The sequence below is a fragment of the Camelimonas lactis genome, from assembly GCF_004342915.1.
Taxonomy (GTDB): Bacteria; Pseudomonadota; Alphaproteobacteria; order Rhizobiales; family Beijerinckiaceae; genus Camelimonas; species Camelimonas lactis.
In genome coordinates this window covers 113465-138921 of sequence record NZ_SLWL01000012.1, presented here as the reverse complement: position 1 = coordinate 138921, position 25457 = coordinate 113465, and the positions used below count along the sequence as shown (strand labels likewise).

Genomic DNA, 25457 nt, shown 5'->3' with positions numbered 1-25457 from the left:
TCACGGCCTCCTGTTCGCGCCGGGCGTTCATGCTGGGCGGCGGCCTCGTCGCCATGGCCGCGGCAGTTCCTGGCGCGCGGGCAGCCGTGACGGCGTCGTATCCCTTCCGGCTCAGCGACGCCGAATGGCGCCGGCGGCTGACGCCGCAGCAATATGACGTCCTGCGCCAGTCCGGCACCGAGGCGCCGTTTTCCAGCCCGCTGAACAATGAGCATCGCGCCGGAATTTTCGATTGCGCCGGCTGTGGGCAGCCGCTGTTCGACGCCAAAACCAAATTCGACAGCGGCACGGGCTGGCCCAGCTTCTGGAAGCCGCTCGACAGGGCGGTTGGCGAGGAGGCGGATTCCACATTTGGCATGACGCGCACGGCGGTGCATTGCGCCCGCTGCGGCGGTCACCTCGGCCATGTGTTCAGCGACGGACCGCCGCCGACAGGGCTGCGCTATTGCATGAACGGGCTCGCCCTCGCCTTCCGGCCGGCGCCGACATGACGGGCGATGCGCCCAGGATGGAGATTGGGCCATGAAGCGGCTCCTGAAACGACCGGTCAGGTCTGGTCTCCTGCCGGGACTGGCCCTGTTGCTGGCCATCGCGGCGATTGCGCCGGCCGGGGCGCGTGAAGGATTGGCCATCCCGCCGCCGACCCTGGACGAACCCGCGCCGACGGGCGGCGGAATGGCGACGGCGGTGTTCGCCGGCGGCTGTTTCTGGGGCGTGCAGGGCGTGTTCCAGCACGTGCGCGGGGTTGCCAACGCCGTCTCCGGCTATGCGGGGGGCGCCGCCGCAACCGCCCATTACGAGACGGTGGGCGCTGGCGACACCGGCCATGCCGAAGCGGTCCAGATCACCTACGATCCCCGGCAGATCAGCTACGGCAAGCTGTTGCAGATCTTTTTCTCGGCGGCGCACGACCCGACCCAGAAAAACCGGCAGGGGCCGGACGTGGGCCCACAATATCGTTCGGCGGTGTTCGCCCGCACGCCTGAACAGGCGCGCCTGGCGAGCGCCTATGTGAAGCAACTCGACGACGCCCGCGTTTACGGCGCGCCGCTGGCCACCACGATCGAGCCCGGCAAACAGTTCTATCCGGCGGAAAAATATCACCAGGACTACATGACCCTGAATCCGCGTGCGCCCTATATCGCTTACTACGACCTGCCGAAGCTCGATCATCTGAAGCGCCTGTTTCCCGATCTTTATCGGGAGAAGCCGACGCTGACGTCCCAGGCGGGCGGATAGGCGATCCGGTCACAACCAGGTCGCGTGAATGGGCCAACTCTTTATTTTGACTCAACTTCTTCGTGAAAGGTGGGCCCCACCTTTCACGAAGCCTCAAACCGGAGGAGCGGCGCCATGGAGACGGGATTCACCATCAGCGGCCGCATCGCCAGGCCGGTCGCCCAGGTGTTCGGGGCGGTCGTCGATCCGGAACAGCTCTCGGCCTATTTCACCACCGGCGGCGCGCACGGATGGCTTGAGAAAGGCGCGACCGTCACCTGGGATTTTCACGATTTCCCCGGCGCATTTCCGGTGCATGTCATCGACGTGGACCAGGACCGGCGCATTGTCCTGCGCTGGGGCGCGCCTGAAGGCGCCGCGGCGCCCGACGCTTCCGGCGAGCGGCTGACCACGGTGACCATGACCTTCGAACCGCTCGCCGACGGCCGCACGCTGGTGCGGATATCCGAATCCGGATGGTCCGAAACCCCTGCCGGGGTCAAGGCGTCTTATGGCAATTGCGAGGGATGGACCGGCATGCTCTGCGCCATGAAAGCCTGGCTTGAGCACGGCGTCAGGCTGCGCGAAGGCTTTTACAGGTAAAAACAGGCTGTCAGACCGGCGCGCGCGCCACGGCGCCGCTTGCGCCCTTCTCCGCCCGGGCGCGGATCACCTCCAGCACCACGCCGTGAAAATCGTTGAGAAAAATCCGCCCCCACCAGTCGCAATAGGCGTTGATGGGGGTGGCGATACGGTAATGGGTCGACAGGGTCAGCCGGGTGCGGCCGCCAGGCAGCGGCTCCAGGCGGTATTCGCCATCGGCGATTTTCAGATAGGCGCTGTCCACCTTGATATGCGCCTCGATGGCGCGGGGGATCGATTCCGGGCCAAAGCGGAAAGTCCAGGACAGGGCCCGGTTCTCCTCCCAGCGGGTGACGATCTCCTGGAAAGTCACGCCGCCCGTCCAGCGCAGATGGCGCACGGCGCCAACGCCCCTGCCTTGCAGCCGGGCGTCGATCGGCTGGGGGACGCCGACGACGCTGTGGCTGAAGGTGCGTTTCAGCTCCCCGGGAGCGATGCGGGGGATCTCCACCGTATGGCGCCAGACCTCCTGGGGCGGCGCAGCGATCTCCATGACCGTGGTTACCTGCCCATCCCGCTCCGGCGCCGGCAGCATGGGCTCGATCGGCAGGCCTGCGAGCGGCAGCACCACCAGCAGGCTGGCCCCACGACGCCGGCGCAGGGTGCGCAACGCCCATGTGGCGAGGGCCGAACCGGCGGCCGAAGTCAGCATGAACACGGGCGCGGCCATGATGGCGCAAATGCCGCCCTCGCCAAACAGCAGCATGCAAAGAACCACCAGGCCTGCGATGACCGCCCAGCCGATGCAGACATGCCGCCAGATGCTGCCGACGCCGCGCGGGTCGGCCAGGATGGTGGCGATGCTGGCGACGCCCATGGGCATCAGGATCAGCCCGGAGATCGCTGGCAGCGTGTCCTTGTCGCCAAACCAGACCAGCAGGTAGATGACGAGGCCATAGATCAATGCGCCGGCGACAGCGGGAACAAGGCGTTCGTTCAGGCCAGGCGACGTGGGATGTTCAGGCTGGGACAAGGGCGGCTTCGGGAGGCAACAGGAGGACAGGTGGATGGGGGACAGGCAATGACCGTGGCGGGGCCGTTGGAGCTGGCGACGCCAGGTTCGTCAAGTCCGGCGCGACCGTCGTTCCCTTCCGGCGAAACATGTTCTATCCACGTGAGACGCCGGATCCGCTTGCGGTTCGGCGCCCACCGGAGCGCGCGACGCCCCGCCGTTGCATGCGCTTTGTCGTGTTGGGTCCACGCATTTTTCTTACGAAGAACGGCGTCCCTTCCCATGAAGATGTTCGGGCGCCGCCATTCTCCGGGCAGGCCATGACGGATACACCGCGCGACACGATCGCCACGCGCATCAGCAAGGCGCTGGCGGACCGCATCATTTCGGGCGAGCTGGCGCCGGGCGCGCGGCTGCGCCAGGACCATGTGGCGGAGGAGTTCGGCGCCAGCCATGTGCCGGTGCGCGAGGCGTTTCGCCGGCTGGAGGCGCAGGGACTGGCGGTGAGCGAGCCACGGCGCGGCGTGCGCGTCGCCGGCTTCACCGTGGACGAAGTGCGGGAGGTGGCCGAAATGCGCGCGGCCCTGGAGGTGCTGGCCCTGCGCCACGCCGCGCCAAACCTGACCCCGGTGATCCTCGATGCGGCCGAGGAGGCGACCCGCGCCGGCGACCGCGCCCCGGACATGCACGCCTGGGAGGAAGCCAACCGCAACTTCCACACGCTGATCCTGAAGCCCTGCCGGATGCCGCGGCTGCTCGCCGCCATTGACGACCTGCACCTGGCCAGCGCCCGGTTCCTGTTTTCCGGCTGGCGCTCGGAATGGGAAGCGCCGACCGACCGCGACCACCGGGCCATTCTCGCCGCCCTGCGCGCCGGCCACGTGGAGCTGGCCGCCGCCATTCTGGCGCGCCATGTGCAATGGGTCGGCCCGCGCGGCGCCCGCGCCGCGTTGCCCCGCAAGGCAAAGCCGGGGACGCCCGGGCCTGCCCCTAGCCGGTGATTTTACCTGAAGTGCTTGGAGAGCTTCAGGCTCTGCCCCTGGTAATTGGAGCCGCCCTCGCCATAAAGGGCGGTGGGGCGCTGCTGCATGCGCTCATAAACCAGCCGGCCAACGATCTGACCATCCTCGATGATGAACGGCACGTCGCGCGAGCGCACCTCCAGCACCGCCCGGGCGCCGACGCCGCCGGCGGCGCTGTGACCAAAGCCCGGATCGAAAAAACCGGCGTAGTGGACGCGGAATTCGCCGACCAGCGGATCGAAAGGCGTCATCTCAGCCGCGAAATCCGGCGGCACGGTCACGGCTTCGCGCGAGGCGAGAATGTAGAACTGGCCGGGATCAAGGATCAGCGCGCCGGAGCCGTCAGCGTGCAGGGGCTCCCAGTAATCGGCGACGGCGCAGGCGGCGATGCGGTCCACGTCCACAAGGCCGGTGAAGCGCCGGGCGCGATAGCCAATCAGCCTGTCCGCGCCAAACCCCGCCAGATCGACGCTGACGGCGACGCCGTTCTGGAACGAGGCGGCGGTCCCGTCCACCACCGGCTCGCGCGCATGCAGCGCCGCCAGCTCCGCGTCGGTGAGGCGCGAATTGCCGGAGCGGAAACGCACTTGGCCAAGACGCGAACCGGCGCGCACCAGGATGGGGAACGTGCGCGGCGAGATTTCCGCATACAACGGGCCGTTGTAGCCTGGCGGAATGATGTCGAACTCCTCGCCCTGGTCGGTGATCAGGCGGGTGAAGACATCGAGGCGGCCAGTGGAGCTTTTCGGATTGGCCGAGGCGGACAGACCCGGCGGCAGCGCCAGCGCCTCCTGGATTTCGGCGATATAGACGCAACCGGTTTCCAGCACCGCGCCCTGCTCCAGGCTGAAGCGGTGCAGCGCCAGTTGCTCCAGCCGCTCGCGCACCGGGCGACGCCCGGGCAGGAAGCTGGCCCGCACCCGCCACACCGTGGCGCCCAACCGCAGATCAAGGCTGGCGGGCTGCACCTGGCCCGGATCAAGCGGCTGCGGAACGCGCACCACGCCGGCCTCAGCCAGTTCGCGGATGGTCTGGGCCGGCAGGATGCCGACAGGCTGTTTGCTGTCCACTGTTGGCCGCCTCATCAGGTATCGCCGCGCGCGCGGCCCTTCACAGGCGCATACCATGGGCGTATGCGCGCGTCACCCGCCTGCGATTCGGGGCGCCCTCACCCGGAGAAACCGTCATGACCGCCTCACAACCCGCTTATGTGTACAAGATCTGTCCGCGCGGCGACTGGGAAGCCGCGCAGGCGACGGGCGCTTTCACCGGCGCCGCCATTGATCTGGCCGACGGCTATATCCACCTGTCAACGGCGGCGCAGGTTCATGAAACCGCCCGCCTGCACTTTCGCGGGCAACAGAACCTGGCGTTGCTGGAGGTGGAAACAGCTGCGCTGGGCGCGGGTCTGCGCTATGAGCCGAGCCGGGGCGGCGCACTGTTTCCGCATCTCTACGGCCCCCTGCCCGTCGCCGCCGTGCGCCGGGTGTGGCTTTTGACCAATGACACGGCGAGCGCGCGCCGGAGCGCCGCCAATCAACAGGGATCGGAAACCGTTCCGGTTCTGCCTGAGTTGAACGAATTCTGACCGCCCGGTCCCTGCCTGGCCGGAAAGCGCCTTACACCGGAGTTGTGACGTGACGTTCGGACTGTTTGAAGAGCTGGCCCGCAAGGCGATGTTCACCCTCGACCCGGAAACGGCGCATGGGGTGACCATCCGGGCGCTGACGGCCATGCCGCGCCGGACGCCGCCGCCGAACGACGCGCGTCTCGCGGTTTCCGCCTTCGGGCTGGATTTTCCCAATCCGGTCGGCCTCGCCGCCGGTTTCGACAAGAACGCTGAAGTTCCCGACGCCATGCTGGGCTACGGCTTTGGCTTCGTCGAGGTCGGCACCATCACGCCGAAGCCGCAGCCGGGCAATCCGAAACCGCGCATCTTTCGCCTGCCGCATGATCGCGCCGTCATCAACCGGCTCGGCTTCAACAATGCCGGCCACGCGGCGGCGCGCGCCCGCCTGCTGGCCCGCGCCCGCGACGTCGCCGGGGCGCGCGGCCTCGTCGGCGTCAACATCGGCGCCAACAAGGATGCGACGGACCGCGCCGCCGATTATGTGGCCGGCGTGCAGGCTTTCGCCGACGTCGCCAGCTATTTCACCGTCAATATTTCCTCGCCCAACACGCCTGGCCTGCGCGATCTGCAGCACGAAGCGGCGCTGGACGACCTGCTTGGCCGGGTGCTGGAGACGCGCGACGCCATCGCCGCGAGGGGCAAGACGCGTCGACCGGTGCTGCTGAAGATCGCCCCGGACCTGTCGCTGGACGAACTGGACGGCATTGTCGCGGTCTGCCGCCGGCGCGGGATCGACGGCATGATCATTTCCAACACCACCATCGCCCGCCCCGAGGCGCTGCGTGACCGCGACGTGGCGCGCGAACAGGGCGGTCTCTCCGGCATGCCGCTGCTCGGCCCCTCGACGCGCATGCTGGCCAACGCCTGGCTGAGGGTGGAGCGCGCCTTCCCGCTGATCGGCGTCGGCGGCGTCGACAGCGCCGACAGCGCCCTTGCGAAAATCCGCGCCGGCGCCGCCCTCGTGCAGCTCTATACGGGGATGATCTACAAGGGGCCGCATGTCGCCACGGCGATCAATCGCGGCCTCGCCGATCGCCTTGGTCGCAGCGGCGAAACCCTGGCCGCCCAGGTGGGCACCGACGCGGCGGACGTGGCGCGGGAAACAGCCTGACCGTATAAAACAAACCCCGCATCCGTCACGGAAGCGGGGTTTTCATCGTCAATGCGCCGGCGGCCGGAAACAGCGACGCGGCGCCTGCGCCCGAAGACGCGTTACTTCCGGAAATTCAGGATGCGCAGGATCAGCCAGACCGGCGCAACCACCATGGCGCCGTAAACGAACCACATGCCGACGTCACCGAGCACGGCGAAACCGTTGGCGACCAGGCGGCGGACGAAGCGCGCGACGCTCTCATAGAGCCCGACCGGCGTGATATCCAGAAACGCCATCGCCGCGCCCACCAGCACGGACAGGAACACCAGGCGCGCCAGCACCGATACGGGCGAGCCGCCCAGAAAACCCGAAACGCCGCCACGGCCTTCAGCCATCGATTTCTTCCTTTACGCCTTCAACCCCGTACGCCTGCAATCCCGGCCCGCTACGCCGGCGTGCCGGCGGTCCATGGGGCGGCGGCCATGCGGGCGGCGACAATCACCGCCTGGGTGCGGCTCTCCACGCCCAGCTTCTGCAGGATCGCCGAAACATGCGCCTTGATTGTGGCCTCGGAGACGTTGAGCTCGTAGGCGATCTGCTTGTTGAGCAAACCTTCCGACAGCATCATCAGCACGCGCACCTGTTGCGGCGTCAGGCTGGTCAGGCGACGGGCGAGATCCGCCGCCTCGCGATCCGGCGCGGACGACATGTCGACGTCCGGCGGCGTCCATGTGCCGCCAGCCAGCACCGCCGCCAGCGCTTCGCCCATGGCGTCCACCGACAGCGATTTCGGCACGAAGCCGGAGGCGCCGAACTCCATGCATTTGCGGATGACGCCGGGGTCGCCGGCGCCGGACACCACCACCACCGGCACGCCGGGGTGCTGGGCGCGCAGATACAGTAGGCCGGAAAAGCCCTGGGCACCTGGCATGGACAGGTCCAGCAGCACCACGTCCGGGTCCTCGCCAGCGGTCATCGCCGCCGTGGTGGCGGCGAAATCACCAGCCTCGACAATCTCCGCCTGGGGCAATATCCGTGCGATCGCCTGCCGCAACGCCCCCCGGAACAGGGGATGATCGTCGGCAATGACAATGCGTGACGTAGTCTGCTCGATCACGGAATGGCTCTTTAAACTGGTCGTCGCGGGCATACGGGCCTGGTCCTTGTCCGGTTTCGGGGACAGGCGCGCCTGTCGCATGTCTAGCACGACCGGACGCCATCACGCCAACCCCACGCGCGGCAAAGCCCCCGCGGCGGCTCGACCGCCGGCTTGACCACTTGCCGGCTTGACCACTTGCCGGCTTGACCACCTGCGCCCGTTCATTGGACAAACGCGTTGAAACCAGCGGAGCCACGTCTCCGGCCCTGCCCGCCAGTTCATGGCGAAGATGGGAAAAAGTCCGGGACGGCCCGGCCCTTTGACAGGAGGGGCCAATGGCCTGGGTTTATCTGTTTGTCGCCGGACTGCTTGAGATTGTGTGGGCGTTTTCGATGAAAGCCTCGGATGGCTTCAGCCGGCCCGTCCCCAGCATCATCACCATTGTCGCCATGATCGCCAGCTTCGCCCTGCTGGCGTGGGCCATGCGGACGCTGCCGCTCGGAACCGCCTATATGGTGTGGACCGGCATTGGCGCGGCGGGCGCCTTCATCGCTGGCGTCGTCTTCCTCGGCGAAAACGTCACGCCCACGCGCCTGATCGCGGCGGCGCTGGTGCTCTCGGGGCTGGCGCTGATGAAACTGGCGGATGGCTAGGCGGGCGCATATTACATCTGAAAATTGGACAATACGGCGCGAACGTGGTTTGCCCCCGGTGAAGCCTCCTTCCGACCTGCAGGAAGAGGCGCAACCAGCCGGAGGCCGCCATGTCGGGCGACGAATACATTTATGATGAAGCGACAGGCGAATGGATCAGCCCGGATGAGGCGACGGCCCGCGCCGGCGCCGGCGCCGGCGATCGTATCGTGCGCGATTCCGCCGGCAATGAGCTGGCTGATGGCGACAGCGTCATCCTCATCAAGGATCTGAAGGTCAAGGGGGCCAACCAGACCCTGCGCCGCGGCACGGTGATCAGGAGCATTCGCCTCACCGATGACGACCAGGAAATCGACTGCCGGTACGAGGGTATTCGCGGCCTGGTGCTGCGGGCTGAATTCGTCAGGAAGCGCTGATCCGCCGCCCTGACAGGCTGGACGGCGGCGCGGGCCGGCCGCAAGGCCGCCGCATCGCGGCCAGGGGGCTGGCCGCATGGCCAGCAGCCCCTGGGGCGCGAACAGCGCCCACCCCATGAATATTTCCGGCATGAATATTTCCGGCCAGCCGCGCTCCCGCGCCCCATGACTCCAGGCATGCGCAAGAAGCATGCATGACCAAGCTGCGCCCGCCGGAAGTAGCATCGCATGCATTGCGCGCAGCTTCTCGCCAGCCATGCTGTCTGCGTGTGAAAATTCCTGACAATCCTGTGTGTTGACGGGGTTTATTCATGCCTATACGCTCGAAAAATTATATTAAATAACAAATAAATATCGGGGAGAGAAACGATGATCCGGATACCGGCTCTGAAAGTGCTGGCGGCCGCCGCTGGCGCCTGCCTGTTCGGCGCACTGGCGGCCCATGCCGCAGATGACTGGCCGCGCAAGGAAATTACCCTCATCAACAACTATCCGCCCGGATCAGCCACCGAGCTGACGGCGCGCGCCATCGCCCGCAGCATCGAGAAGACCATTGGCAAGCCGGTCATCATCAAGGCGGTGCCCGGCGGCGCCGGCCAGCTCGGGCCGGCGGAGCTCGCCCGCAGCGCGCCCGACGGCTACACCATTGGCCTGGTGGGATCGTCATCCTATCTGACGGCGCCGCACATGATGGACATGCCGTTTGACGCCTGGAAATCCTTCGATCTGATCGCCCAGGCCGCCGAGCTGCGCTACGGCGTCGGCGTGCGCAAGGATTCGCCGATCAAATCCGTGCAGGACATCATCGACCAGTCGAAGAAAAAGCGCCTGACCTACAGCTCCACCAGCCCCAACAACGTGCTGCCGCTGTTCCAGATGGCCAAGCTGAACGGCGCCAACCTGCGCTGGGTGACCTTCGCCGGCGGCGCCGAATCCGTGCTCCAGGCCGTGGGCGGCCATGTGGACCTGACCTTGCAGAGCGCCACGGAAATGAAGCCGCAGATCGACGCCGGCAATCTGCGCCTGCTGGCTTCAACCTCGCCCGAGCGCTGGCCCGACTATCCCGACGTTCCGACCCTGCGCGAGCTTGGTTTTGACTACATCAGCTTCGGCCCGATGGGTTACGCCTTCCCCAAGGGCGTCGATCCGAAGGTCCGTGACAGGATGGAGAAAGCCTTCGAGATCGCCCTGAAAGACCCGGAGGTTCTCGACCAGCTGAAGAAACTCGGCGTCGCGCCCTCCTACCGCACCGGCGCCGAATTTTATGATCACATGAAGAAAATGGAGCCGCTGTTCATCCAGATCCTCACTGAAGCCGGCATGAAAACCCGGTGAGGCGCGACAATGACCTTCTCCGGAGCGCGGTGGACCGCGCTCGGCCTGTTCTGCGCCGCGGCTGCGGCGTTCTGGCAGGCCACGAAACTGTCACGCTGGGGTTTTGACGGCCCCGGCCCGGGTCTTTATCCCCAGGTCATTGCGGCGATCTGCATGGCGCTGGCGCTGCTGGTGCTGGCGCTGGACAGGGGCGACCCGGCCCCGGTGGCCACGGACGACGACGAGGCGGTGGCCCGCTACGATCTGGCAGGCCCCCAGGAGCGCCGCACTTTCCACATCTATCTGCTGGCGCTCGTCGTGCTGGTGGCGGGCAGCTGGCTCGCCGGCTTCATCGTCACCTCGCTGGCGGTGACCATCATCACCATGCGGTTCGCCGAAGGTGTAAGCTGGCGAGCGACGCTGATCACCGCCGCCATCATCGCGCTGGCCGGCGTCATCGTGTTCAGCTGGCTGTTGCAGGTCAGCCTGCCGGAAGGGCCGGCCGATCTGGCCTTCCGCGCCCTGCTGCGTCAGGGAGGGCTGCTGTAATGGAGGGTCTGCTTGGCGGTTTCGCCACCGTCTTCCAGCCGGCGACGCTGATGTACTGCTTCATCGGCGTATTCCTCGGCACCATCGTCGGCATTCTGCCCGGCCTTGGTCCGCTGACCACCATCGCCCTGCTGCTGCCCATCACCTACAAGATGGACGTCACCTCGGCGATCATCATGCTCTCGGGCATTTATTACGGCGTGGCCTATGGCGGCACCATCACCTCGGTGCTGATGCGGATACCCGGCGAGGCGTCATCCGTCGTCACCTGCCTTGACGGCTATGAGATGGCGCGCAAGGGCCGCGCTGGCGCGGCGCTGGGCATCGCCGCCATCGGCTCGTTCGTGGCCGGCACCATCGGCGTCGTCGCGGTTTCCTACCTGTCGCCGCCCCTGTCGCGCTGGGTGCTGGCCTTCGGGCCGGCGGAATACGCCATGGTGATGCTGGCCGGCCTGTCGCTGGTCACCTACTTCTCCAGCGGTTCGCGGCTCAAGGCGCTGCTGATGGCCGGCTTCGGCCTGCTGCTGGGCGCCGTTGGCTCCGATCCGCTGGCGGCGGCCCCGCGCCTGACCTTCGGCATATTCCACCTCACCGGCGGCATCGATCTGGCGCCGCTGGCCATCGGCCTGTTCGGCATCTCCGAAGTGCTGTCGATGGTGCTGCGCAAGAAGGAAAAGATGCAGGTGCTGGCGCCGCCCTCGTCGCTGCTCGGCTTCATGCCGAACCGGGAGGAAGCGCGGCGCTCGGTCGGGCCGGTGGCGCGCGGCACGGTGCTGGGCTTCATCGTCGGCCTCATTCCCGGCGGCGGCGCGGTGCTGGCCACCTTCCTGTCCTATGCGGTGGAAAAGAAGCTGTCGAAGCATCCCGAGCAGTTCGGCAAGGGCGCGGTCGAGGGGCTGGCGGGACCGGAGTCCGCCAACAATTCGGGAACGGCGGGGGCATTCGTGCCGCTGCTGTGCATGGGCGTGCCAGCCAACGCCATCACGGCGCTGCTGCTGGGCGCTTTCATGATCCACGGCGTCGCGCCTGGCCCGACGATCATGGAGCGGCAGCCGGAGCTGTTCTGGGGCGTGATCGCCAGCATGTACGTGGGCAACGTCATGCTGCTGATCCTTAACCTGCCGCTGGTGGGGCTGTTCGTGAAAATCCTCGACGTGCCCCGCGCCTGGCTGGCGCCGATCATCCTCACCGTTTGCCTGATCGGCGTCTACTCCACCAACAGCGCCGCCATGGACGTGCTGCTGGCCGTGATGTTCGGCGTCATCGGCTACATCCTGCGGCGCTATGGCTATGATCTGGGCATCGTCATTCTCGCCTATGTGCTGGGCGTGATTTTCGAGCGCTCGGTGCGCCAGGCGCTGGCGATCTCGGATGGCGATCTGGGCATCTTTGTTTCCAGCCCGCTGACCATCACCTTCGCGGTGATCACCGCCGTGTTGGTGGGTCTGGCCTTCGTGCCCAGGAAGCGCGCGCCAGGCCCCGCGGACGCCGCCATCGCCGTGGCGGAAGTCTCGCAGGTCAAATAAGCAGGCCGGAAACGACCAGCGCCGGCGCGACAGGGCGGCGCGTTCCTTCCGGGGAGCGCGCCGCCCTGTCGCGCCGCCGCATTTCCGGTGAAATGCGGCCGGCCGGAAGGTCCATCTCTTTTTGATATTCATGCATTTCCTTCACGGAAGTGGGTTCCACTTTTCGTTGGAATGCGTTTCACCTCAAAGCGGGGCGCCGTCGATCTGGGCGCGCCAGAACGCCGCGCGCTCCTTCAACTGCGCGTCGCGCGCCCAGTTCCCGTCGCATGGCTCCAGCCGCTCCAGCACCTCGCATGTAAAGGCGTCGGCGCCATGCGCCCGCCACGCCGCCTGCAGGGCGCGGTTGGGATGGGAGCCCTGGCCGAGCGTGAACCAGATGCGGTTCCGCACCCGATCCACGTCTGGCCAGCCGCCGATCCATGCGGCGCCGGTCACCCGGCAACGCACCGCGAAAATTCCGGCGTCTACGTCGCGTTTTTTCCAGGCGTCGATCGCCTGCTTCCTGTCCTGCCCGCTCATGCCGCCGCCTCCTGTCGCCGCATCATGCCTGCTCCGGGTGAAAGCAGCCTTGCGCTCTATTATTATACGGGTATAAATATCGCAATATTTTTATCAGGGTAAAAATTTAATGACCGATGACAGCGAGAATGCATGCACGGCGTTCGCCGGCTCCCACCTGCTTTGCGCCGGCCCGTTGCCCGAGGTGGCGGCGCGGGTTCGCGCGGCATGGCGGACCAACCCGGCGGAAACCGTGCTGACCTTCAGCGACAGCACGGGAAAGCTGGTGGACATCGACCCGCGCGGTGACGGCGACATGGCCGGCGACGCGCCGAAACGCGGGCGCGGCCGGCCAAAGCTGGGGGTGGAGCCGCGCGAGGTGACGCTGCTGCCGCGCCATTGGGACTGGCTGGGGCAGCAGCCCGGCGGCGCCTCCGCCGCCCTGCGCCGGCTGGTCGACGCCGCGCGCCGGCAGGCGGGAGCCGGGGACGACGCGCGGGCGCGGCGCGAGGCGGCTTATGCGTTCATGAACGCCATGGCCGGCGACTTGCCGGGCTATGAGGAAGCGATCCGCGCCCTGTTCGCGGGCGACGACGCCGGGCTGCGAACCCGCGTCAGCGCCTGGCCGGCGGATATCGCCGCCCACGCCTTGCGCCTTGCCGGCCATGGAGCCGTCTCCGCGCCCTGACAGAGCGGAGCCGCTGGCGTTCACCCAATCGGCAAGCGCCGGAGCGAACTGATTTGACGCGTCTTCACGAAGCTCGGCGGCGTCCGCGTGAACGGCGTCAGGCGGCCAGCCTGTCCGCCGGCGCCTCGATGGTGACCACCAGGCCTTCCGGCCGCCAGTCGCGGGCGACCGCCGCGCCGAGCGCCACGGCCAGCCCCTGCTCAAGACGGCTGCCGAAGCCGGCGGCGCCACGCGTCACGGCCGCCGGGCCGTCATGCTCGCGCCAGACGAGCCGCACCATCTGGTCTTCAACTGAAATGCGCAGGTCCAGACGGCCATCGCGCGTGGACAGCGCGCCATGCTTGGCGGCGTTGGTCGCCAGTTCGTGCAGCAACAGCGCCAGACTGGTGAGAGCCCGGGGACCAATCGCCGCGTTTTCGCCGGAAACGACGATCCGGCCGACGTCCTGATAGGGCTCCAGAATGATCTGAAGCAGGGCCCGCAGGTCGGTGGCCGCCGTTTGCCGCCCGTCATCGCGCCAGGCGGTCATGGTGATGTCGTGGGCGCGGGCCAGCGCGGCCAGCCGCGCCTGGATGATCTGCGGCGCTTCGGCCGGAGTGGCCGCCGAGCGCATGCTGAAGGAGACGATGGCGGTGGCCAGGGCGAACAGGTTCTTCACCCGGTGGTGCATCTCGCCGAGCAGCAACTGCTGTTGCTCCTGGGCCTGGCGCTGTCCGGTGATGTCACGGGCGATCTTGGAGGCGCCGACGATTCTCCCCTGGCGGTTGCGGATGGGCGAAATCGTCAGGGAGATATCAACAAGCGCTCCGTCCTTGCGGCGGCGCACCGTTTCAAAATGCTCGAAACGCCGCCCGGCCCTGATGCCGGCGAGAATCCGCGGCTCCTCATCCAGCCGATCCTCGGGAATCAGCATGGTGACCGGGCGGCCGATGGCCTCACTGGCGCTATAGCCAAACAGGCGCGCGGCCCCGCCGTTCCAGCTCTGGATCACGCCGTTCAGGTCCTTGCTGATGATGGCGTCGTCAGAGCCCTCGATGATGGCGGCAAGCCAGTCGCGAAAGTCGGGGGCATCGGGCCTGTCGCCCATATCGGCGAACAGCGCCGGCAGCGACGCGTTCAATTCGGGGGACGCCGTTAAAGCGGGGGCCGCCGCCGAGGCGATGGGCGCCGCGGTATTGGGCGGCGGCTCGCAACCCCCCTGACATGCCTTGCCATCACTGGAGCCCGTCACCGCGCAACCTCCGCCATCGATTTGCCGGGCGACCTTGCCACACGGGCGCGGCCGAGGCGAATGGTAAAATAGCCCCCGGCCGGAGCCATGCAGCCAGGGCATTCCGGCCGCCGCCGGCCGCCCGCCTGCGTTCGCCTCCCCTCCCTGCCCACCCGTCTGCCTCCTGGTCCATCCGGGAGAAACGGCGCGACCCGCGGCGCCCCGGTTGACGCCCAGTCTGAAATCGTTCCAGGCTTGGTCAAAACGGGAGGCGACAATGGGCGACATCATCACGCTGGGGGCTGATCTGGAGCGATTGCTCAAGCTGCGCAGCCATGTGTTTGGCATGCAGATGTTCGAGCGGCGCGCGGACATGGAGGCGATCCCGCGCATCCGCCGCCCAAAAGCCGTCCATGCGCTCGACCAGCTGGTGGGCCAGGCGTCGCGCCTTGGCTGGACCGTGGGGGTAACGGCGGAGGATCTGGTGGGCGCCCAGTGCCGCGCCGTGGTCGGCCTTGGCGGCGCCAAGACCGAAGAATGGCGCTCTGGCCGTCATATGCAGGGCGTCTGGTTCGAGACTGAGGCCGACAGTTCGGCCCATCAGGCCGCCATGCATTGCGTGCCCGACGGGCGCTATGAAGCCCTCGCCGTCGGCCCCCTGTCATCGGGACGGCTGGCCAACCCGGATATCGTGCTGTTCTACGCCACGCCCGGGGCCATGATGTATCTGATCAACGGCATGCAATGGTCTGGCTACAAGCGTTTCGACTGGAGCGTGGTTGGCGAAAGCGCCTGCGCCGACTCCTGGGGACGCGCCCTGACCACGCGCCAGCCCAGCCTGTCGATCCCCTGCTTCGCCGAGCGGCGCTATGGCGGCGTGGAGGACAACGAGATGCTGATGGCCTCGCCGCCAGAACCGCTCGAAGCAGCCGTACGCGGCATGAACGCCCTTGCCCGGAACGGTTTTCGCTATCCCTTCCCCCAGTATGGCATCCAGCAGGACGTGCGCGCCGGCATGGCGGTGAGCTACTGACCGGGTTTCACTGCTGGCTGTCTCCAGAAGGGGCCTGGCAAAGCGACGGTTCTGGCCGAGATGGGACAGGAGGAGGCGCCGGCGTTTCGCCGTCTTCGCCTGCATAAACGGCGGCGCCCCTGCCCGGCGGCTGGCGCGCCCGCCGCCGCTGACGCGCCTGTCGCCTGGCGACATCGCTTCCAGACGTCCCGCCCACGAAAGGTCGCCGCTTGCTCCCGTCTCACACTGCCGCCCGGCGCCATGGCGCCCTCGCCCTTGCCATCGCCACCCTGCTCCTCGCCAGCTGCTTTATCGGCTGGCTGGGGCTCAGCGGCGCCAGCGCGCCCTGGGACGCGAACATCCTGCTGGCGCTGCGCCAGCCGGGTGATCACGCCGTTGGCCTTGGCCCGGCCGGAACCGCGCGCGCGTTCTGGCTGGTGTCTGTTTTCGGATCATCCCTCTGGCTGGCGGCGGCGACCGCCGCCGTCGCCATTTTCCTGGCCGCGACCGGCCGGCGGCGGCTTGCCCTTGGGGTTGTGTGCGCCGTCGCCAGCGCCATCCTGGCCGTGACGGCGCTGAAACTGCTGGCGGCGCGGCCCCGTCCCGATGTGGTTCCGCGCCTTGGCGGCTTTAACGGCGCCAGCTTTCCCAGCAGCCACGCCATGCTCAGCATCGCCGTCTACGGAATCCTGGCGATCGCCCTCACCGCCAGCCGCGCGGCGCGCTGGCTGGCCTGCGCCGCCGCGGTCGCGCTCGGGCTCGTGATCGGATTCTCGCGCCTCTATCTGGCCGTGCACTGGCCAACGGATGTGCTGACCGGCTGGTGCCTCGGCGGCGCCTGGGCCCTCGGTTTCGCCTGGATGCTGGGCGACGCCCTGGCCGCCGGATCGCGCCGCGACCATGCGCCGCCACAAGGGCGCGGCTGAGACGCGACGCGGGTATGGCGCATTCGCCCGGTTGCGCTTATGGTGCGCGCCGGTTCGATAAACGGGGATGCAGCAATGGCCGACCACGGAACGCCACACTTCCAGAACGACGCCGGCGTTCAGGTTATCGAGGTTGGTTCGCGCGAATTCATGTGCATTGGCGCGCGGCCGCCATTTGATCACCCGCACATCTTCATCGACATGGGCAGCGAGAACGAGGCGGTGTGCAGCTATTGCTCCACCCTTTATCGGTTCAACGCCGCCCTGAAGGCCGGCGCCTGCCTGCCGAAGGAATGCGCCTGGGAGGCCGCGGCCGCCTGAGCCTTGACGACTTGCCGCAGGACCTGCCCCGGGACAGAGACGGCGCCGCGCGGCGCCGTTTTGCATTTTCACCACGGGACGTCTCCCCTGGTTTCGACACAATTCCAGATGCAGAACAGGCCGCATCGCCTTTTCCGGCGCGGCGGCCGCTGCGCGCGGACAATGCGTCAGATCAGACGGGCAGAGCAGATCCGCCCGGCCGGCCCCGGCTTCCAGACGAAAGATACATGACCCGTTCCGCACATCAGGGCGCCGGCTCCGCCATCATTGCCGGCGCCGGCATTGGCGGCCTCGCCGCCGCCCTCGCCCTTCGCGATATCGGCGTCGCCAGCACGCTGGTTGAAAAGCGCACGGCCCTGAACGAAACCGGCGCCGGCATCCAGCTTTCCCCCAACGCCAGCCGGGTGCTGTTCGCCCTGGGCCTCGGCCCCGCCCTGATGCGGCAGGCCGTGGAGCCGGAAGCCGTGCGGATACGCGCCCTGCGCGGCGGCGCCGAACTGTCGCGGCTGGAACTGGGCGAAACCATGCGCCAGCGCTATGGCGCGCCGTATCTGGTGATCGCCCGCTCAGACCTGCACACCATCATGCTCGACGCCCTGCGGGCGCGGACCTCCGTGCGCATTCTTGCCGGACGCACCGCCTCCGCCGCCGGCAATCATGGCGAGCAGGCGCGCCTCACCATCGCCAACGCCTCCGGCCAGCAGGAGGACCTGCTGGCGGATCTGGTGATCGGCGCGGATGGCGTGTGGTCGCGAATCAGGGAAAGCCTTGGCGGCGGCGCGCCGCGCTATCGCGGCTATCACGCCTGGCGCGCGGTGATTCCGGCCAGCGAGCTGCCGCCGCATGTGCGCGTGACGGAGACCGGGCTGTGGCTCGGCGGCGGCCAGCACCTGGTTCATTATGGCGTCGCCGGCGGGCGGGCGCTGAACGTGGTCGCCGTCATCCCTTCCCGCGAGGCGTTGCCGGACTGGAGCCACGAAGCTGACCCCGCCGTGCTGATGAACGCCTTCTCCCGGGCCGACATGCGCGCGCGTGATCTGCTGGCGGCCGGCCGGGACTGGCGCATCCACGCCCTGCACGATGCGCCGCCGCCGCCGCGCTGGAGCGACGGGCGCGTGGCTTTGCTGGGCGACGCCGCTCATCCGGTGCTGCCGTTTCTCGCCCAAGGCGGGGCGCTCGCCATCGAGGACGCCGCCGCGCTGGCGGCCCTGCTGGGTGAGGCCGCCGTGGCCGGCATGGCCCCGGCGCGGGCGCTGGAAATGTATGGCGCCGCCCGCCGGGCGCGGACCATGAAGGTGCAGCAGCAGGCCCGCGGCAACGGCCGCATCTACCACATGCGCGCGCCACTCAGTTTCGCCCGCAATTTCGCCATGCGCCGGCTCGGCGGCGCCGGGGTGCTCGCCCGCTATGACTGGCTCTACGGCTGGCAGGCGCCACAGGCCGTGCGCGGCGACGCGGCGGCTGGCTGAGACCGGCGCCGCGCGACAAATTTGGCGCGACCTGCAAAATAGCGGGATGAACCGCCAGCGCAGCGCCGGGACACATTGAAAGCCCCGGTTGTATCCCGCATAAGCAAGGGGCGCGCCCTGGCGCGCCAGGCGGTGACCAATAGCGGTCTCGTTGCCTGTGCGGACGTGGCGAAATGGTAGACGCAGCAGACTTGAACTAGAATTGGAGTGCCCGCGGGGAAACCCACGGAGTAGAACCGCTCAAAGTCGGGGAAAGCTAACGGGCGAATGCTCCAGGCCAATCCCGAGCCAAGCCCCTTTTGGGGAAGGTGTAGAGACTGGACGGGCGGCGCCTAAAGCCTTCGGGTCATGGCGAAGGGACAGTCCAGACCACGAACGCAGACATGCGGCGGCGAAAGCCGAAGTGGTATGAAAATCTGCCTCTCCCTGAGAGTACGGGTTCGAGTCCCGTCGTCCGCACCAACCTGTCACTGACTGTCCTCAAAATCCGCTTCTCCCCTGGCGGCGTCGCGCGTTATGGGCGGCGCCCGCGCCGGGCTCTCCGGCGGCCGGACGGCCCGCGACGCCCCTTCTCGCGTGAGGCTGATGGGTCCGTCGTTCACGCTGGATCGCCGGGGCGATTCAATGTGAACGGATCAGGCGCCAGGGCGATTGCCGGCGGGCGGCCCGCGTGACACCCTGTGATTCTGGCGGAACCGGCAAGAAAAACCACCAGGCCGGCCGCCAGAATCACCAGACAAGATCGTCAGCAGGAGCGGCGCGCCGCCCGGCATGGCGACGTTCGACAGGGACAGGAGACGCCGGTGACACAACGACCGGACGACGCCGCGCCGCAGGGCCGCGGCATGTTCAGCGGCCTGCGCGTTCTGGACGCGGCCTCATTCGTCGCCGCGCCGGCCGCCGCGACCATTCTTTCGGATTTCGGCGCCGACGTCATCAAGGTTGAGCCGCCTGGCGGCGGCGACCCCATGCGCAGCTTCCACCTGGCGCCTGGCCTCACGCCGACCGAGCACGCCTATTTCTGGACGGTGCTGGCCCGCAACAAGCGCAGCGTCGCGCTGGACCTTAAACAGCCCTCCGAGCAGGAAAAGCTTTACGGCCTGGTGCGAACCGCCGATGTGTTCATCACCAATATGCCGCTGAAGGCGCGCGAACGCCTTGGCATCTCGTGGGACCGGCTCGCTGGCCTGAACGACCGGCTGATCTACGCCTCATTCACCGGCTTCGGCGAAACCGGCCCGGAGAAGGACCTGGCCGCCTTCGACGCCACCGCGTGGTGGGCGCGCTCCGGCCTGATGGATCAGGTGCGGCCGACCGGGGACAGCGTTCCGGCGCGCTCCACGCCCGGCATGGGCGACCATATGGGCGCGCTGGCGCTCTATGGCGCCATTGTCTCCGCCTTGTATCGTCGCGAGCGCACCGGACGCGGCGCCCATGTCGGCTCATCGCTGATCGCCAACGGCGCCTGGTCGAACGCCATTTCAATCCAGGGGGCCATCGCCGGCGTCGCGCCGCCGAGGCCGCTTCCCCGGCTGGAGGGAACCAATCCCCTGGGCAGCCATTACCGCTGCGCCGACGGGCGCTGGCTAACCCTGGCCGTCACCGCCAACCAGCAGGTTCACTGCTGGCCGGCCGTCACCCGGGTCATCGGCCGGCCCGAACTCGCGGACGATCCGCGCCTCGCCACCATGGCCTCACGGGCCGAACATGCGGCGGAGCTGATCGCCCTGTTCGACCAGATTTTCGCGACGCGGCCAGCCGCGGCCTGGCACAACCTGCTGACGGAGGCGGGAGTAACCCACAGCGTTGTCGCCCATGTGTTCGACGCGGTGCACGACGAACAGATGCTCGCCGCCGGGGTGCTGACGCCGATGCAGGGGCTGGACGGGGCGCCCCTGACCATCGACAGCCCGATATGGATCTCCGGCGAAACCAAGCGTCCGCCAGCGCCGCCGCCGGCTTTGGGCGCCCACAATGACGAGGTGCTGGGCGGCGGCTGAGGACCCGCCACAACCGCCCGGCCCCGCCGTCAGGGTCTGGCGACGCCGGTTGCGTCCCGCGACGGCAGGGCCGCCAGCATGGCCTCAACCGCCTGGCGCGCCTGCTCCAGCCGGGCGGCGTCGCGGCTGCGCAGCACCAGATTGGTGTTGAACCCCTTCTCGTCATTGAAGGGGTAGCTGCCCATGATGACGTCCGGGAAGACGCGGGCAACTTCGCCGAACGGCGCCGCCACGTCGCCCTCACGCGCATCGGCGCGGATCGACGTCGACAGCATGCGCTGGCCTGTGCGCAGGCGCGGCCCCACCCAGTCCATCATCGACTGCATGATCGCAGGCACGCCCGCCATGGTAATGACATTGCCGATCCAGAACCCCGGGGCGCTGGAGACTTCGTTCAGCACCAGCTCAGCCCCGGCCGGAATGCGGGCCATGCGCAGGCGGGCCGGCGTCAGGTCCTCGCGCCGCAGCCGCTTCAGCAACTCCTGAACGGCCCGCTCGTCCACGTCGATGCTGACGCCAAAGGCGGCGGCGATGGCGTCGGCGGTGATGTCGTCATGGGTGGGGCCGATGCCGCCGGTGGTGAAGACATAATGGTAGCGCCGGCGCAGGGCGTTGACGGCGTCGACGATCTCCTGGTGTTCGTCGGGGACGACGCGCACCTCCTTGAGGTCCACGCCAATGTTGGTGAGGTATTCGGCGATGAAGCCGATATTGCGGTCCTTGGTCCGGCCGGACAGGATTTCGTCGCCGATGACGAGCACGGCCGCCGTCACCGGCGTTGCGCTGCTGTTCTGTTGTTCCGACATGGCGTCCCCAGGGTGGCTTGAGCAGATGGCCTGAACAGGTGATCTGAACGGGAATCATTGAGGCGCGGCGCGCGAAGCTGGCGCAGCGGGCGCAAGGGTTATAATCCCGCCACGGCGCGTCCGTCACGGAAACTGTCGCGCCATGCCTCCTTGCCGCGTCAGAGGCGTTACAATGGGCGGTGCGCGCCGGCGCAGGCCCGGCGCGGCTTGAGCCAGGGCGCGCCCGGCTGTAACGGTCGGGGATCGCCTGCCCTGCGGCGCTCCAACACGGGATCACCGGCTCCGACATGCATTATCCCTCCCCCCTGGTCGAAGCGCGGCTGCTGCGGCGCTACAAGCGCTTCCTCGCCGACATGGAGCTTGAGGACGGCGCGGTCGTCACCGCCCATTGCGCCAATCCAGGCGCCATGCTGGGGCTGACAACGCCGGGCAGCCGCGCCATGCTTTCCCGCTCGAACAACCCGAAGCGGGCGCTGCCGTGGTCATGGGAGCTGGTGGAGATCGACGCGCCGGACAGCCCGCAATGGGTGGGCATCAACACGTCGCGGCCCAATGCCCTGGCCGAAGAAGCCCTGAGGGCCGGCGTCATCCCGCAGCTGGCGGGCTATGACTGCCTGCGACGCGAGGTGCGTTATGGCCGCTCCAGCCGCATCGACATCCTGCTTGAGCATCCGGGCAGGCCGCCCTGCTATGTCGAAATCAAGAACGTGCACCTGATGCGCCAGCGGGGCCTCGCCGAATTTCCCGACTGCGTGACCGCGCGCGGCGCCAAGCATCTGGTGGAACTCGCCGACATGGTCAGCGCCGGCAACCGCGCTGTCATGCTCTATGTGGTCCAGATGCGGGCGGACGCCTTCGCCCTGGCGCCCGATCTCGATCCCGGCTACGCCGCCGCATGGCGGGCGGCCACGGCGGCCGGCGTCGAATCGATCGCCGTTGTCTCGCAGATCGACACGGAAGAACAGCGGATCACATCGTCCATTCCGTTGCTGACGCGGGACGGGCGCCCGGCGGCGGTGTGCGCGGCGGGAGCCGGGAGTGGGGAGCCGGATCTCCCCTCGGTGAAAGCGGATCTTTCGTAACAGGCGCACCGCCCCCCCCCCCCCGGGCTGGCCGGAAAACCTGCTGGCGATTCGCGCCATACGACAGGCAAAAAAAGCGCCCCTTCGCCAGGAAGGAGCGCTTACAGATCCCGAACCGGTCGCCTCTGCGGCTGTCCCGGGCAACGACGGCGCGTCAGGCGATGGTGTGCTTCTGGATCGCGCCGGGCTGGGGGACCAGCGTGGTCACGTTCGACATCACTGGCGTGACCGGCTTGCGCATGGACGACGTAAAGGCCACGACGCCAGAATGACTGTCACGCCGCGCCTGGGACAGAGCCATGTAAGACGCTTCGATCAGCGCGTTGACGTCATAACCGACCGTGTCGCTGGAAGCGACGCCAACCCGCAATGTCCAGCCCTGCCGACGGCAAAGCTTCTCAAGCCCGGCAAGCACATTGACGTAATGCGCCTGGGCGTCGGCCGCGGTGGAGCGCCCCAGCACGGCGGCGAACTCTCCGCGCCCGACCACGCTGAACATGTCGCTGGCCTTCACGCTCATCTCGAACCGGCGCAGGATCCGCTCGAAATTCTCGACCGCCTGCGGATGACGCTCAACGCCCGTATCCAGGTGCACGAAAGCCATGGAAACCGGCTCGTTGCGCATGCGGTACTGCCGCAGCATCAGCCGCACATTGGCGAAGAAGGTGCTGCGCAGACGGATATGGTGGTGGTGCGGCTCCTCATCCCAGTTCTTCGCCGTCGCGTGGGCATGCTCCCGCGAAAGCGCGAGGGCGAAGGTGCCAAACGGGATCGTCGTGATGATCGAGACGAAGAACAGCACCGAATAGGCCCAGGACTCGGCCGGACCCGCGCCAATCGGATACGGGAACGAGGGGATCAGGAAGATACGCAGCACGTACAGCCCCGCCGTGCCGGCGCACAACAGAATCATCGGCATGCGGGCGGCCAGGGAGACGCCCTGGGCCCGCACGAACTCAAACGCCGACACCGCCCAGGTGAAGGCGTAGAGGAAGCTGACGGCGCGCATCTGCGCGATCGAGCCATTCTCGAACAGACCCGAGAAGCCGATGACAATCCAGCATGCTGGCGGCAGAAACACCATCGGCAGCACGACCGGTCGCCCGCCAAACGTGCGCACGCCCTGCCACGCCATGCCATAGGCGAGCATGATCACCAGGATGCCGAGGAAATTGCGCTCGTCGAAGGAATAGGGAAGCAACTCGACGAGAATGCGCAGCACGCCGCCCACGAGGAACGACGCCGCCCACCACGCAAGATAGAGCGCCGAACGGCTTCGACGCCAGAAATATAACAGAACAGCGCCCTGCGCCGCGCTGACCAGTCCTCCGGAGAGGAGGAGCATCTCAACGTTAATCTGCATCCCTGCACCAGCCCGGAAAACCTGGCGGCATCGCCATCGTCACACATCCAGCGAACGGCCTTGCCAATCCACGACGGAACGCCTTCGCTTCCCGACAACGTCCGTCCGTAATATACCGGTAACACGGAGGTGGGAGAAAGAAAGCACGGTTGACTGGCCTGCCAGGGTGTATGGCTGGCGCCGCTAGGCCATTCAGGCTATATCTTTGAAATTATGGCCGACGTCAATCCTGTCAAATAACCGTAACATACACAGTTTCGCTACGTGTCTTTATTGCCACCCGGACGCCGCGGCGACATCGGCGCGGCCAGCGCCGCCGCGCTCCAGGGCCGGGTGCCAGGCGAGGACCCTGACGCCCGAGAACCTGGTGTTTTTCAGGGCGTGATCGGCGGTCTGGATCAGGCCCCTGAAATCGTTTCCAACCTGGGTTGAACTGGCGATGCCGGCGCGCGCCAGCGTCGGGACATCCGCATCCGCGGCGGCGCGCTCAAAGCGTTCCAGCAGTGTTGCGACCAGGTCATCCGCATCGCCGATCACCGCGTCGCTCAAAAGGCAGGCGAACTCATTGGGGCCCATCCGCGCCATCAGGTCCGTCGGCTTCAACAGGTCCGCCGCGGCGCGCGCGAAAGTCCGCAGGGCGCCGTCGGCAACCTCGCCGGAAGGCGCGGCCAGGGCGACAAGCGCCAGGCAGGCGGACCGCCCGTCCTCGTGATGACGCGCGATGATGCGCGCGCCCTGAAGCACAAACGCGGCCCGCCGCAACGCCCCCGTGACCGGATCGACGATCGCCTGTTGCGACCGCTCCGCTTCAAGCCGGTCGTGCGTCAGGCCCACCACCAGAAACGCCCCCATCGACAGCAGGACGAATACGCCGAGTGAAATCAGGTTGAACCAGATGTTGCCGTCAGGCGGCAGGGCGCCGAGGGGAAACGGCAGCCCTTCATTGAAGAATGCGCGCAGGGTGAACAACCCCGAGAATGTGAGCGCCACGGCCACGAGTGGCCCGAATGAAATCTGCCCACCCGCGCCGCGGCCGCGCCAGCATTCCACCGCGCACATGAAGAAGCACGCCGCCATGAAGGTTGAAAAGAAGGTGGAGCGCGCGGTGGCGCTATCCAGCGCCGGCCAGAACATGAAGGCGGACAGCCAGACCAGCGGCGCGGCGATAACAAACAGCGCCGGTGTTCGCTTGCGGCGCAGCCGCCGGGCGGCGCTGACGAACAGGGCGCCGGAGAGGAACATGAAGGCGACGCCAACGCCGCCGCCAACGCCGGCCGCCAGAAACTGGCGACCGCCAATCAGCGCGAAGCCGACGCCAAAGCAGACGAATGCAACGCTGGTCAACGCCAGGGCCGGGGGACGGTTGTCGCGAAACCAGAAAAACAGCAGCAACAACCCCTGTACGACAGCCACGCAGCATGTCGCCACGATCATCGTGGGCATATCCAACATCGCGCGTCCCACTCCGATAAACGCCGGAACCCCTGTCTTCAGGACATGGCCTCACCGCTGGCGCCAGACCGCCGGCCAGCGCGGCCGGCCGTCCCGTCGGGCCAGAAGCGCGCCCAGCCAAGAACAATTGACAAGTTCAACGGACAAAAGCTTGTGCTTATTCCAAATATCAACGGAAATTCGTCGCATTGCAGCATAAATTTTGCGCATACGCCGTGCGTCGGCGGCATGGGAAGCCGCCTGCTCCAGCGGCGACGTCCCGGCCGGACGCAGCGCATAGCCACAGTAAATCAATTGATATCAAACCTTTAATCACTGCCCCGCGCGTCGGGGTCGTCGCGCCGTTCAAGACGGACAGTTCAGGTCGCCAGTTCTTGCCCTGCCTTTGGGGCGCCCCTGCGGGGGATAACCTGCGCCCTGCGCAGCCCACAGCCACGCGCACGATCGCATCCGCGCGCAAATTGCAGGAGCCAACTCCTGCCCCTGGACACCGTGCATCACGCCAGCGCATGCTGG

27 protein-coding genes are annotated in these 25457 nt (G+C 67.5%); 18 read left to right on the top strand and 9 right to left on the bottom strand.

All coding sequences use genetic code 11. The annotated features are described in order from the left end of the window. Positions 1-53: 53 nt before the first annotated feature. The 3 genes from msrB to EV666_RS13760 all read left to right on the top strand — a co-directional run bounded on the left by msrB (position 54) and on the right by EV666_RS13760 (position 1821). Positions 54-491, top strand: a complete 438-nt coding sequence (gene msrB, locus EV666_RS13770) for a peptide-methionine (R)-S-oxide reductase MsrB (RefSeq protein WP_245514434.1) — start codon at positions 54-56, stop codon at positions 489-491. A 31-nt stretch (positions 492-522) separates the two neighbouring features. Continuing rightward, positions 523-1239, top strand: coding sequence for a peptide-methionine (S)-S-oxide reductase MsrA (gene msrA, locus EV666_RS13765; RefSeq protein ID WP_132009083.1), 717 nt, complete (start codon positions 523-525; stop codon positions 1237-1239). Between the two features lie 114 nt (positions 1240-1353). Continuing rightward, entirely contained in the window at positions 1354-1821 is a 468-nt protein-coding gene (locus EV666_RS13760; protein ID WP_132009080.1) for an SRPBCC family protein, read from the top strand. Positions 1822-1831: 10 nt separating this feature from the next. Here the strand turns inward: EV666_RS13760 and EV666_RS13755 are convergent, their stop codons facing one another. Beyond that, entirely contained in the window at positions 1832-2833 is a 1002-nt protein-coding gene (locus EV666_RS13755) for an SRPBCC family protein (protein WP_132009077.1), read from the bottom strand. A gap of 299 nt (positions 2834-3132) precedes the next feature. Between EV666_RS13755 and EV666_RS13750 the strand changes: the two genes are divergently transcribed. Beyond that, positions 3133-3813 carry a GntR family transcriptional regulator gene (locus tag EV666_RS13750; RefSeq protein WP_132009075.1) on the top strand — a complete coding sequence of 227 codons (681 nt, stop codon included), beginning with the start codon at positions 3133-3135 and terminating at the stop codon, positions 3811-3813. A 2-nt stretch (positions 3814-3815) separates the two neighbouring features. Here the strand turns inward: EV666_RS13750 and EV666_RS13745 are convergent, their stop codons facing one another. Then, positions 3816-4919, bottom strand: a complete 1104-nt coding sequence (locus tag EV666_RS13745; RefSeq protein ID WP_132009072.1) for a 2'-deoxycytidine 5'-triphosphate deaminase — start codon at positions 4917-4919, stop codon at positions 3816-3818. A 101-nt stretch (positions 4920-5020) separates the two neighbouring features. On the opposite strand from EV666_RS13745, the gene EV666_RS13740 reads away from it, so the two are divergent. Next, a complete protein-coding gene (locus tag EV666_RS13740) occupies positions 5021-5422 on the top strand; it encodes a DUF952 domain-containing protein (RefSeq protein WP_132009069.1) in 402 nt (133 codons plus the stop codon). Between the two features lie 49 nt (positions 5423-5471). After that, the gene (locus tag EV666_RS13735; protein ID WP_132009066.1) at positions 5472-6575 is read left to right on the top strand and encodes a quinone-dependent dihydroorotate dehydrogenase; all 1104 of its coding nucleotides are present in this window, start codon (positions 5472-5474) and stop codon (positions 6573-6575) included. 101 nt (positions 6576-6676) lie between these two features. On the opposite strand, the gene EV666_RS13730 is transcribed toward EV666_RS13735, so the two are convergent. Both EV666_RS13730 and EV666_RS13725 read right to left on the bottom strand, forming a co-directional pair. Continuing rightward, complete coding sequence (locus EV666_RS13730; protein ID WP_132009063.1) at positions 6677-6952, bottom strand: DUF6460 domain-containing protein; 276 nt, start codon at positions 6950-6952, stop codon at positions 6677-6679. Between the two features lie 50 nt (positions 6953-7002). Continuing rightward, a complete protein-coding gene (locus EV666_RS13725) occupies positions 7003-7707 on the bottom strand; it encodes a response regulator transcription factor (protein ID WP_132009167.1) in 705 nt (234 codons plus the stop codon). 284 nt (positions 7708-7991) lie between these two features. Between EV666_RS13725 and EV666_RS13720 the strand changes: the two genes are divergently transcribed. The 5 genes from EV666_RS13720 to EV666_RS13700 all read left to right on the top strand — a co-directional run bounded on the left by EV666_RS13720 (position 7992) and on the right by EV666_RS13700 (position 12114). Next, complete coding sequence (locus EV666_RS13720) at positions 7992-8309, top strand: DMT family transporter (RefSeq protein WP_132009060.1); 318 nt, start codon at positions 7992-7994, stop codon at positions 8307-8309. 110 nt (positions 8310-8419) lie between these two features. Beyond that, entirely contained in the window at positions 8420-8725 is a 306-nt protein-coding gene (locus tag EV666_RS13715; protein WP_132009057.1) for an alkylphosphonate utilization protein, read from the top strand. A 369-nt stretch (positions 8726-9094) separates the two neighbouring features. After that, entirely contained in the window at positions 9095-10060 is a 966-nt protein-coding gene (locus tag EV666_RS13710) for a Bug family tripartite tricarboxylate transporter substrate binding protein (RefSeq protein WP_132009054.1), read from the top strand. Between the two features lie 9 nt (positions 10061-10069). Continuing rightward, positions 10070-10588: a tripartite tricarboxylate transporter TctB family protein gene (locus tag EV666_RS13705; protein ID WP_132009051.1), complete on the top strand. Its 519-nt coding sequence runs from the start codon at positions 10070-10072 to the stop codon at positions 10586-10588. Continuing rightward, positions 10588-12114, top strand: coding sequence for a tripartite tricarboxylate transporter permease (locus EV666_RS13700; RefSeq protein ID WP_132009048.1), 1527 nt, complete (start codon positions 10588-10590; stop codon positions 12112-12114). Before EV666_RS13705 ends, EV666_RS13700 begins: the two co-directional genes overlap by 1 nt. A gap of 183 nt (positions 12115-12297) precedes the next feature. Here the strand turns inward: EV666_RS13700 and EV666_RS13695 are convergent, their stop codons facing one another. After that, a complete protein-coding gene (locus tag EV666_RS13695; RefSeq protein WP_132009045.1) occupies positions 12298-12633 on the bottom strand; it encodes a GIY-YIG nuclease family protein in 336 nt (111 codons plus the stop codon). Positions 12634-12742: 109 nt separating this feature from the next. Between EV666_RS13695 and EV666_RS13690 the strand changes: the two genes are divergently transcribed. Further along, positions 12743-13300, top strand: coding sequence for a DUF2239 family protein (locus EV666_RS13690; RefSeq protein WP_132009042.1), 558 nt, complete (start codon positions 12743-12745; stop codon positions 13298-13300). Positions 13301-13397: 97 nt separating this feature from the next. Here EV666_RS13690 and EV666_RS13685 read toward each other — a convergent pair whose 3' ends face one another. Beyond that, positions 13398-14420 (bottom strand): PAS domain S-box protein, encoded by a 1023-nt coding sequence (locus EV666_RS13685; protein ID WP_245514425.1) that lies wholly within the window; start codon positions 14418-14420, stop codon positions 13398-13400. Positions 14421-14787: 367 nt separating this feature from the next. Here EV666_RS13685 and EV666_RS13680 point away from each other — a divergent pair, with 367 nt between their 5' ends. The 5 genes from EV666_RS13680 (at position 14788) to EV666_RS13660 (ending at position 20238) form a co-directional block, all read left to right on the top strand. Next, entirely contained in the window at positions 14788-15543 is a 756-nt protein-coding gene (locus EV666_RS13680) for a DUF169 domain-containing protein (RefSeq protein WP_132009039.1), read from the top strand. A 209-nt stretch (positions 15544-15752) separates the two neighbouring features. After that, complete coding sequence (locus EV666_RS13675; protein WP_165910022.1) at positions 15753-16448, top strand: phosphatase PAP2 family protein; 696 nt, start codon at positions 15753-15755, stop codon at positions 16446-16448. Positions 16449-16523: 75 nt separating this feature from the next. Continuing rightward, positions 16524-16769, top strand: coding sequence for a zinc-finger domain-containing protein (locus tag EV666_RS13670; protein WP_132009033.1), 246 nt, complete (start codon positions 16524-16526; stop codon positions 16767-16769). A 227-nt stretch (positions 16770-16996) separates the two neighbouring features. Then, positions 16997-18238 (top strand): FAD-dependent monooxygenase, encoded by a 1242-nt coding sequence (locus EV666_RS13665; RefSeq protein ID WP_132009030.1) that lies wholly within the window; start codon positions 16997-16999, stop codon positions 18236-18238. A gap of 803 nt (positions 18239-19041) precedes the next feature. Beyond that, positions 19042-20238: a CaiB/BaiF CoA transferase family protein gene (locus tag EV666_RS13660; RefSeq protein WP_245514424.1), complete on the top strand. Its 1197-nt coding sequence runs from the start codon at positions 19042-19044 to the stop codon at positions 20236-20238. A gap of 29 nt (positions 20239-20267) precedes the next feature. Here the strand turns inward: EV666_RS13660 and EV666_RS13655 are convergent, their stop codons facing one another. Continuing rightward, positions 20268-21044: a competence/damage-inducible protein A gene (locus tag EV666_RS13655; RefSeq protein ID WP_132009027.1), complete on the bottom strand. Its 777-nt coding sequence runs from the start codon at positions 21042-21044 to the stop codon at positions 20268-20270. A 287-nt stretch (positions 21045-21331) separates the two neighbouring features. Between EV666_RS13655 and sfsA the strand changes: the two genes are divergently transcribed. Further along, positions 21332-22126 (top strand): DNA/RNA nuclease SfsA, encoded by a 795-nt coding sequence (gene sfsA / locus EV666_RS13650; RefSeq protein ID WP_132009024.1) that lies wholly within the window; start codon positions 21332-21334, stop codon positions 22124-22126. A gap of 154 nt (positions 22127-22280) precedes the next feature. Here the strand turns inward: sfsA and EV666_RS13645 are convergent, their stop codons facing one another. Beyond that, positions 22281-23489, bottom strand: a complete 1209-nt coding sequence (locus tag EV666_RS13645) for a nucleotidyl cyclase domain-containing protein (protein ID WP_132009021.1) — start codon at positions 23487-23489, stop codon at positions 22281-22283. A 270-nt stretch (positions 23490-23759) separates the two neighbouring features. Then, entirely contained in the window at positions 23760-24941 is a 1182-nt protein-coding gene (locus tag EV666_RS13640) for a GGDEF domain-containing protein (RefSeq protein ID WP_132009018.1), read from the bottom strand. Positions 24942-25457: the final 516 nt, after the last annotated feature.

Excerpts from the sequence above, each read along its gene's own strand:
- sfsA (WP_132009024.1), top strand. The coding sequence starts at position 21,332 with ATGCATTATCCCTCCCCCCTGGTCGAAGCGCGGCTGCTGCGGCGCTAC.
- EV666_RS13680 (WP_132009039.1), top strand. The coding sequence starts at position 14,788 with ATGGGCGACATCATCACGCTGGGGGCTGATCTGGAGCGATTGCTCAAG.
- EV666_RS13740 (WP_132009069.1), top strand. The coding sequence starts at position 5,021 with ATGACCGCCTCACAACCCGCTTATGTGTACAAGATCTGTCCGCGCGGC.
- msrB (WP_245514434.1), top strand. The coding sequence starts at position 54 with ATGGCCGCGGCAGTTCCTGGCGCGCGGGCAGCCGTGACGGCGTCGTAT.
- EV666_RS13670 (WP_132009033.1), top strand. The coding sequence starts at position 16,524 with ATGGCCGACCACGGAACGCCACACTTCCAGAACGACGCCGGCGTTCAG.
- EV666_RS13720 (WP_132009060.1), top strand. The coding sequence starts at position 7,992 with ATGGCCTGGGTTTATCTGTTTGTCGCCGGACTGCTTGAGATTGTGTGG.
- EV666_RS13645 (WP_132009021.1), bottom strand. The coding sequence starts at position 23,489 with ATGCAGATTAACGTTGAGATGCTCCTCCTCTCCGGAGGACTGGTCAGC.
- EV666_RS13640 (WP_132009018.1), bottom strand. The coding sequence starts at position 24,941 with ATGTTGGATATGCCCACGATGATCGTGGCGACATGCTGCGTGGCTGTC.
- EV666_RS13705 (WP_132009051.1), top strand. The coding sequence starts at position 10,070 with ATGACCTTCTCCGGAGCGCGGTGGACCGCGCTCGGCCTGTTCTGCGCC.
- EV666_RS13690 (WP_132009042.1), top strand. The coding sequence starts at position 12,743 with ATGACCGATGACAGCGAGAATGCATGCACGGCGTTCGCCGGCTCCCAC.
- EV666_RS13695 (WP_132009045.1), bottom strand. The coding sequence starts at position 12,633 with ATGAGCGGGCAGGACAGGAAGCAGGCGATCGACGCCTGGAAAAAACGC.
- EV666_RS13760 (WP_132009080.1), top strand. The coding sequence starts at position 1,354 with ATGGAGACGGGATTCACCATCAGCGGCCGCATCGCCAGGCCGGTCGCC.
- EV666_RS13655 (WP_132009027.1), bottom strand. The coding sequence starts at position 21,044 with ATGTCGGAACAACAGAACAGCAGCGCAACGCCGGTGACGGCGGCCGTG.
- EV666_RS13745 (WP_132009072.1), bottom strand. The coding sequence starts at position 4,919 with ATGAGGCGGCCAACAGTGGACAGCAAACAGCCTGTCGGCATCCTGCCG.
- EV666_RS13715 (WP_132009057.1), top strand. The coding sequence starts at position 8,420 with ATGTCGGGCGACGAATACATTTATGATGAAGCGACAGGCGAATGGATC.
- EV666_RS13750 (WP_132009075.1), top strand. The coding sequence starts at position 3,133 with ATGACGGATACACCGCGCGACACGATCGCCACGCGCATCAGCAAGGCG.
- EV666_RS13730 (WP_132009063.1), bottom strand. The coding sequence starts at position 6,952 with ATGGCTGAAGGCCGTGGCGGCGTTTCGGGTTTTCTGGGCGGCTCGCCC.
- EV666_RS13700 (WP_132009048.1), top strand. The coding sequence starts at position 10,588 with ATGGAGGGTCTGCTTGGCGGTTTCGCCACCGTCTTCCAGCCGGCGACG.
- EV666_RS13710 (WP_132009054.1), top strand. The coding sequence starts at position 9,095 with ATGATCCGGATACCGGCTCTGAAAGTGCTGGCGGCCGCCGCTGGCGCC.
- EV666_RS13665 (WP_132009030.1), top strand. The coding sequence starts at position 16,997 with ATGACCCGTTCCGCACATCAGGGCGCCGGCTCCGCCATCATTGCCGGC.
- msrA (WP_132009083.1), top strand. The coding sequence starts at position 523 with ATGAAGCGGCTCCTGAAACGACCGGTCAGGTCTGGTCTCCTGCCGGGA.
- EV666_RS13725 (WP_132009167.1), bottom strand. The coding sequence starts at position 7,707 with ATGCCCGCGACGACCAGTTTAAAGAGCCATTCCGTGATCGAGCAGACT.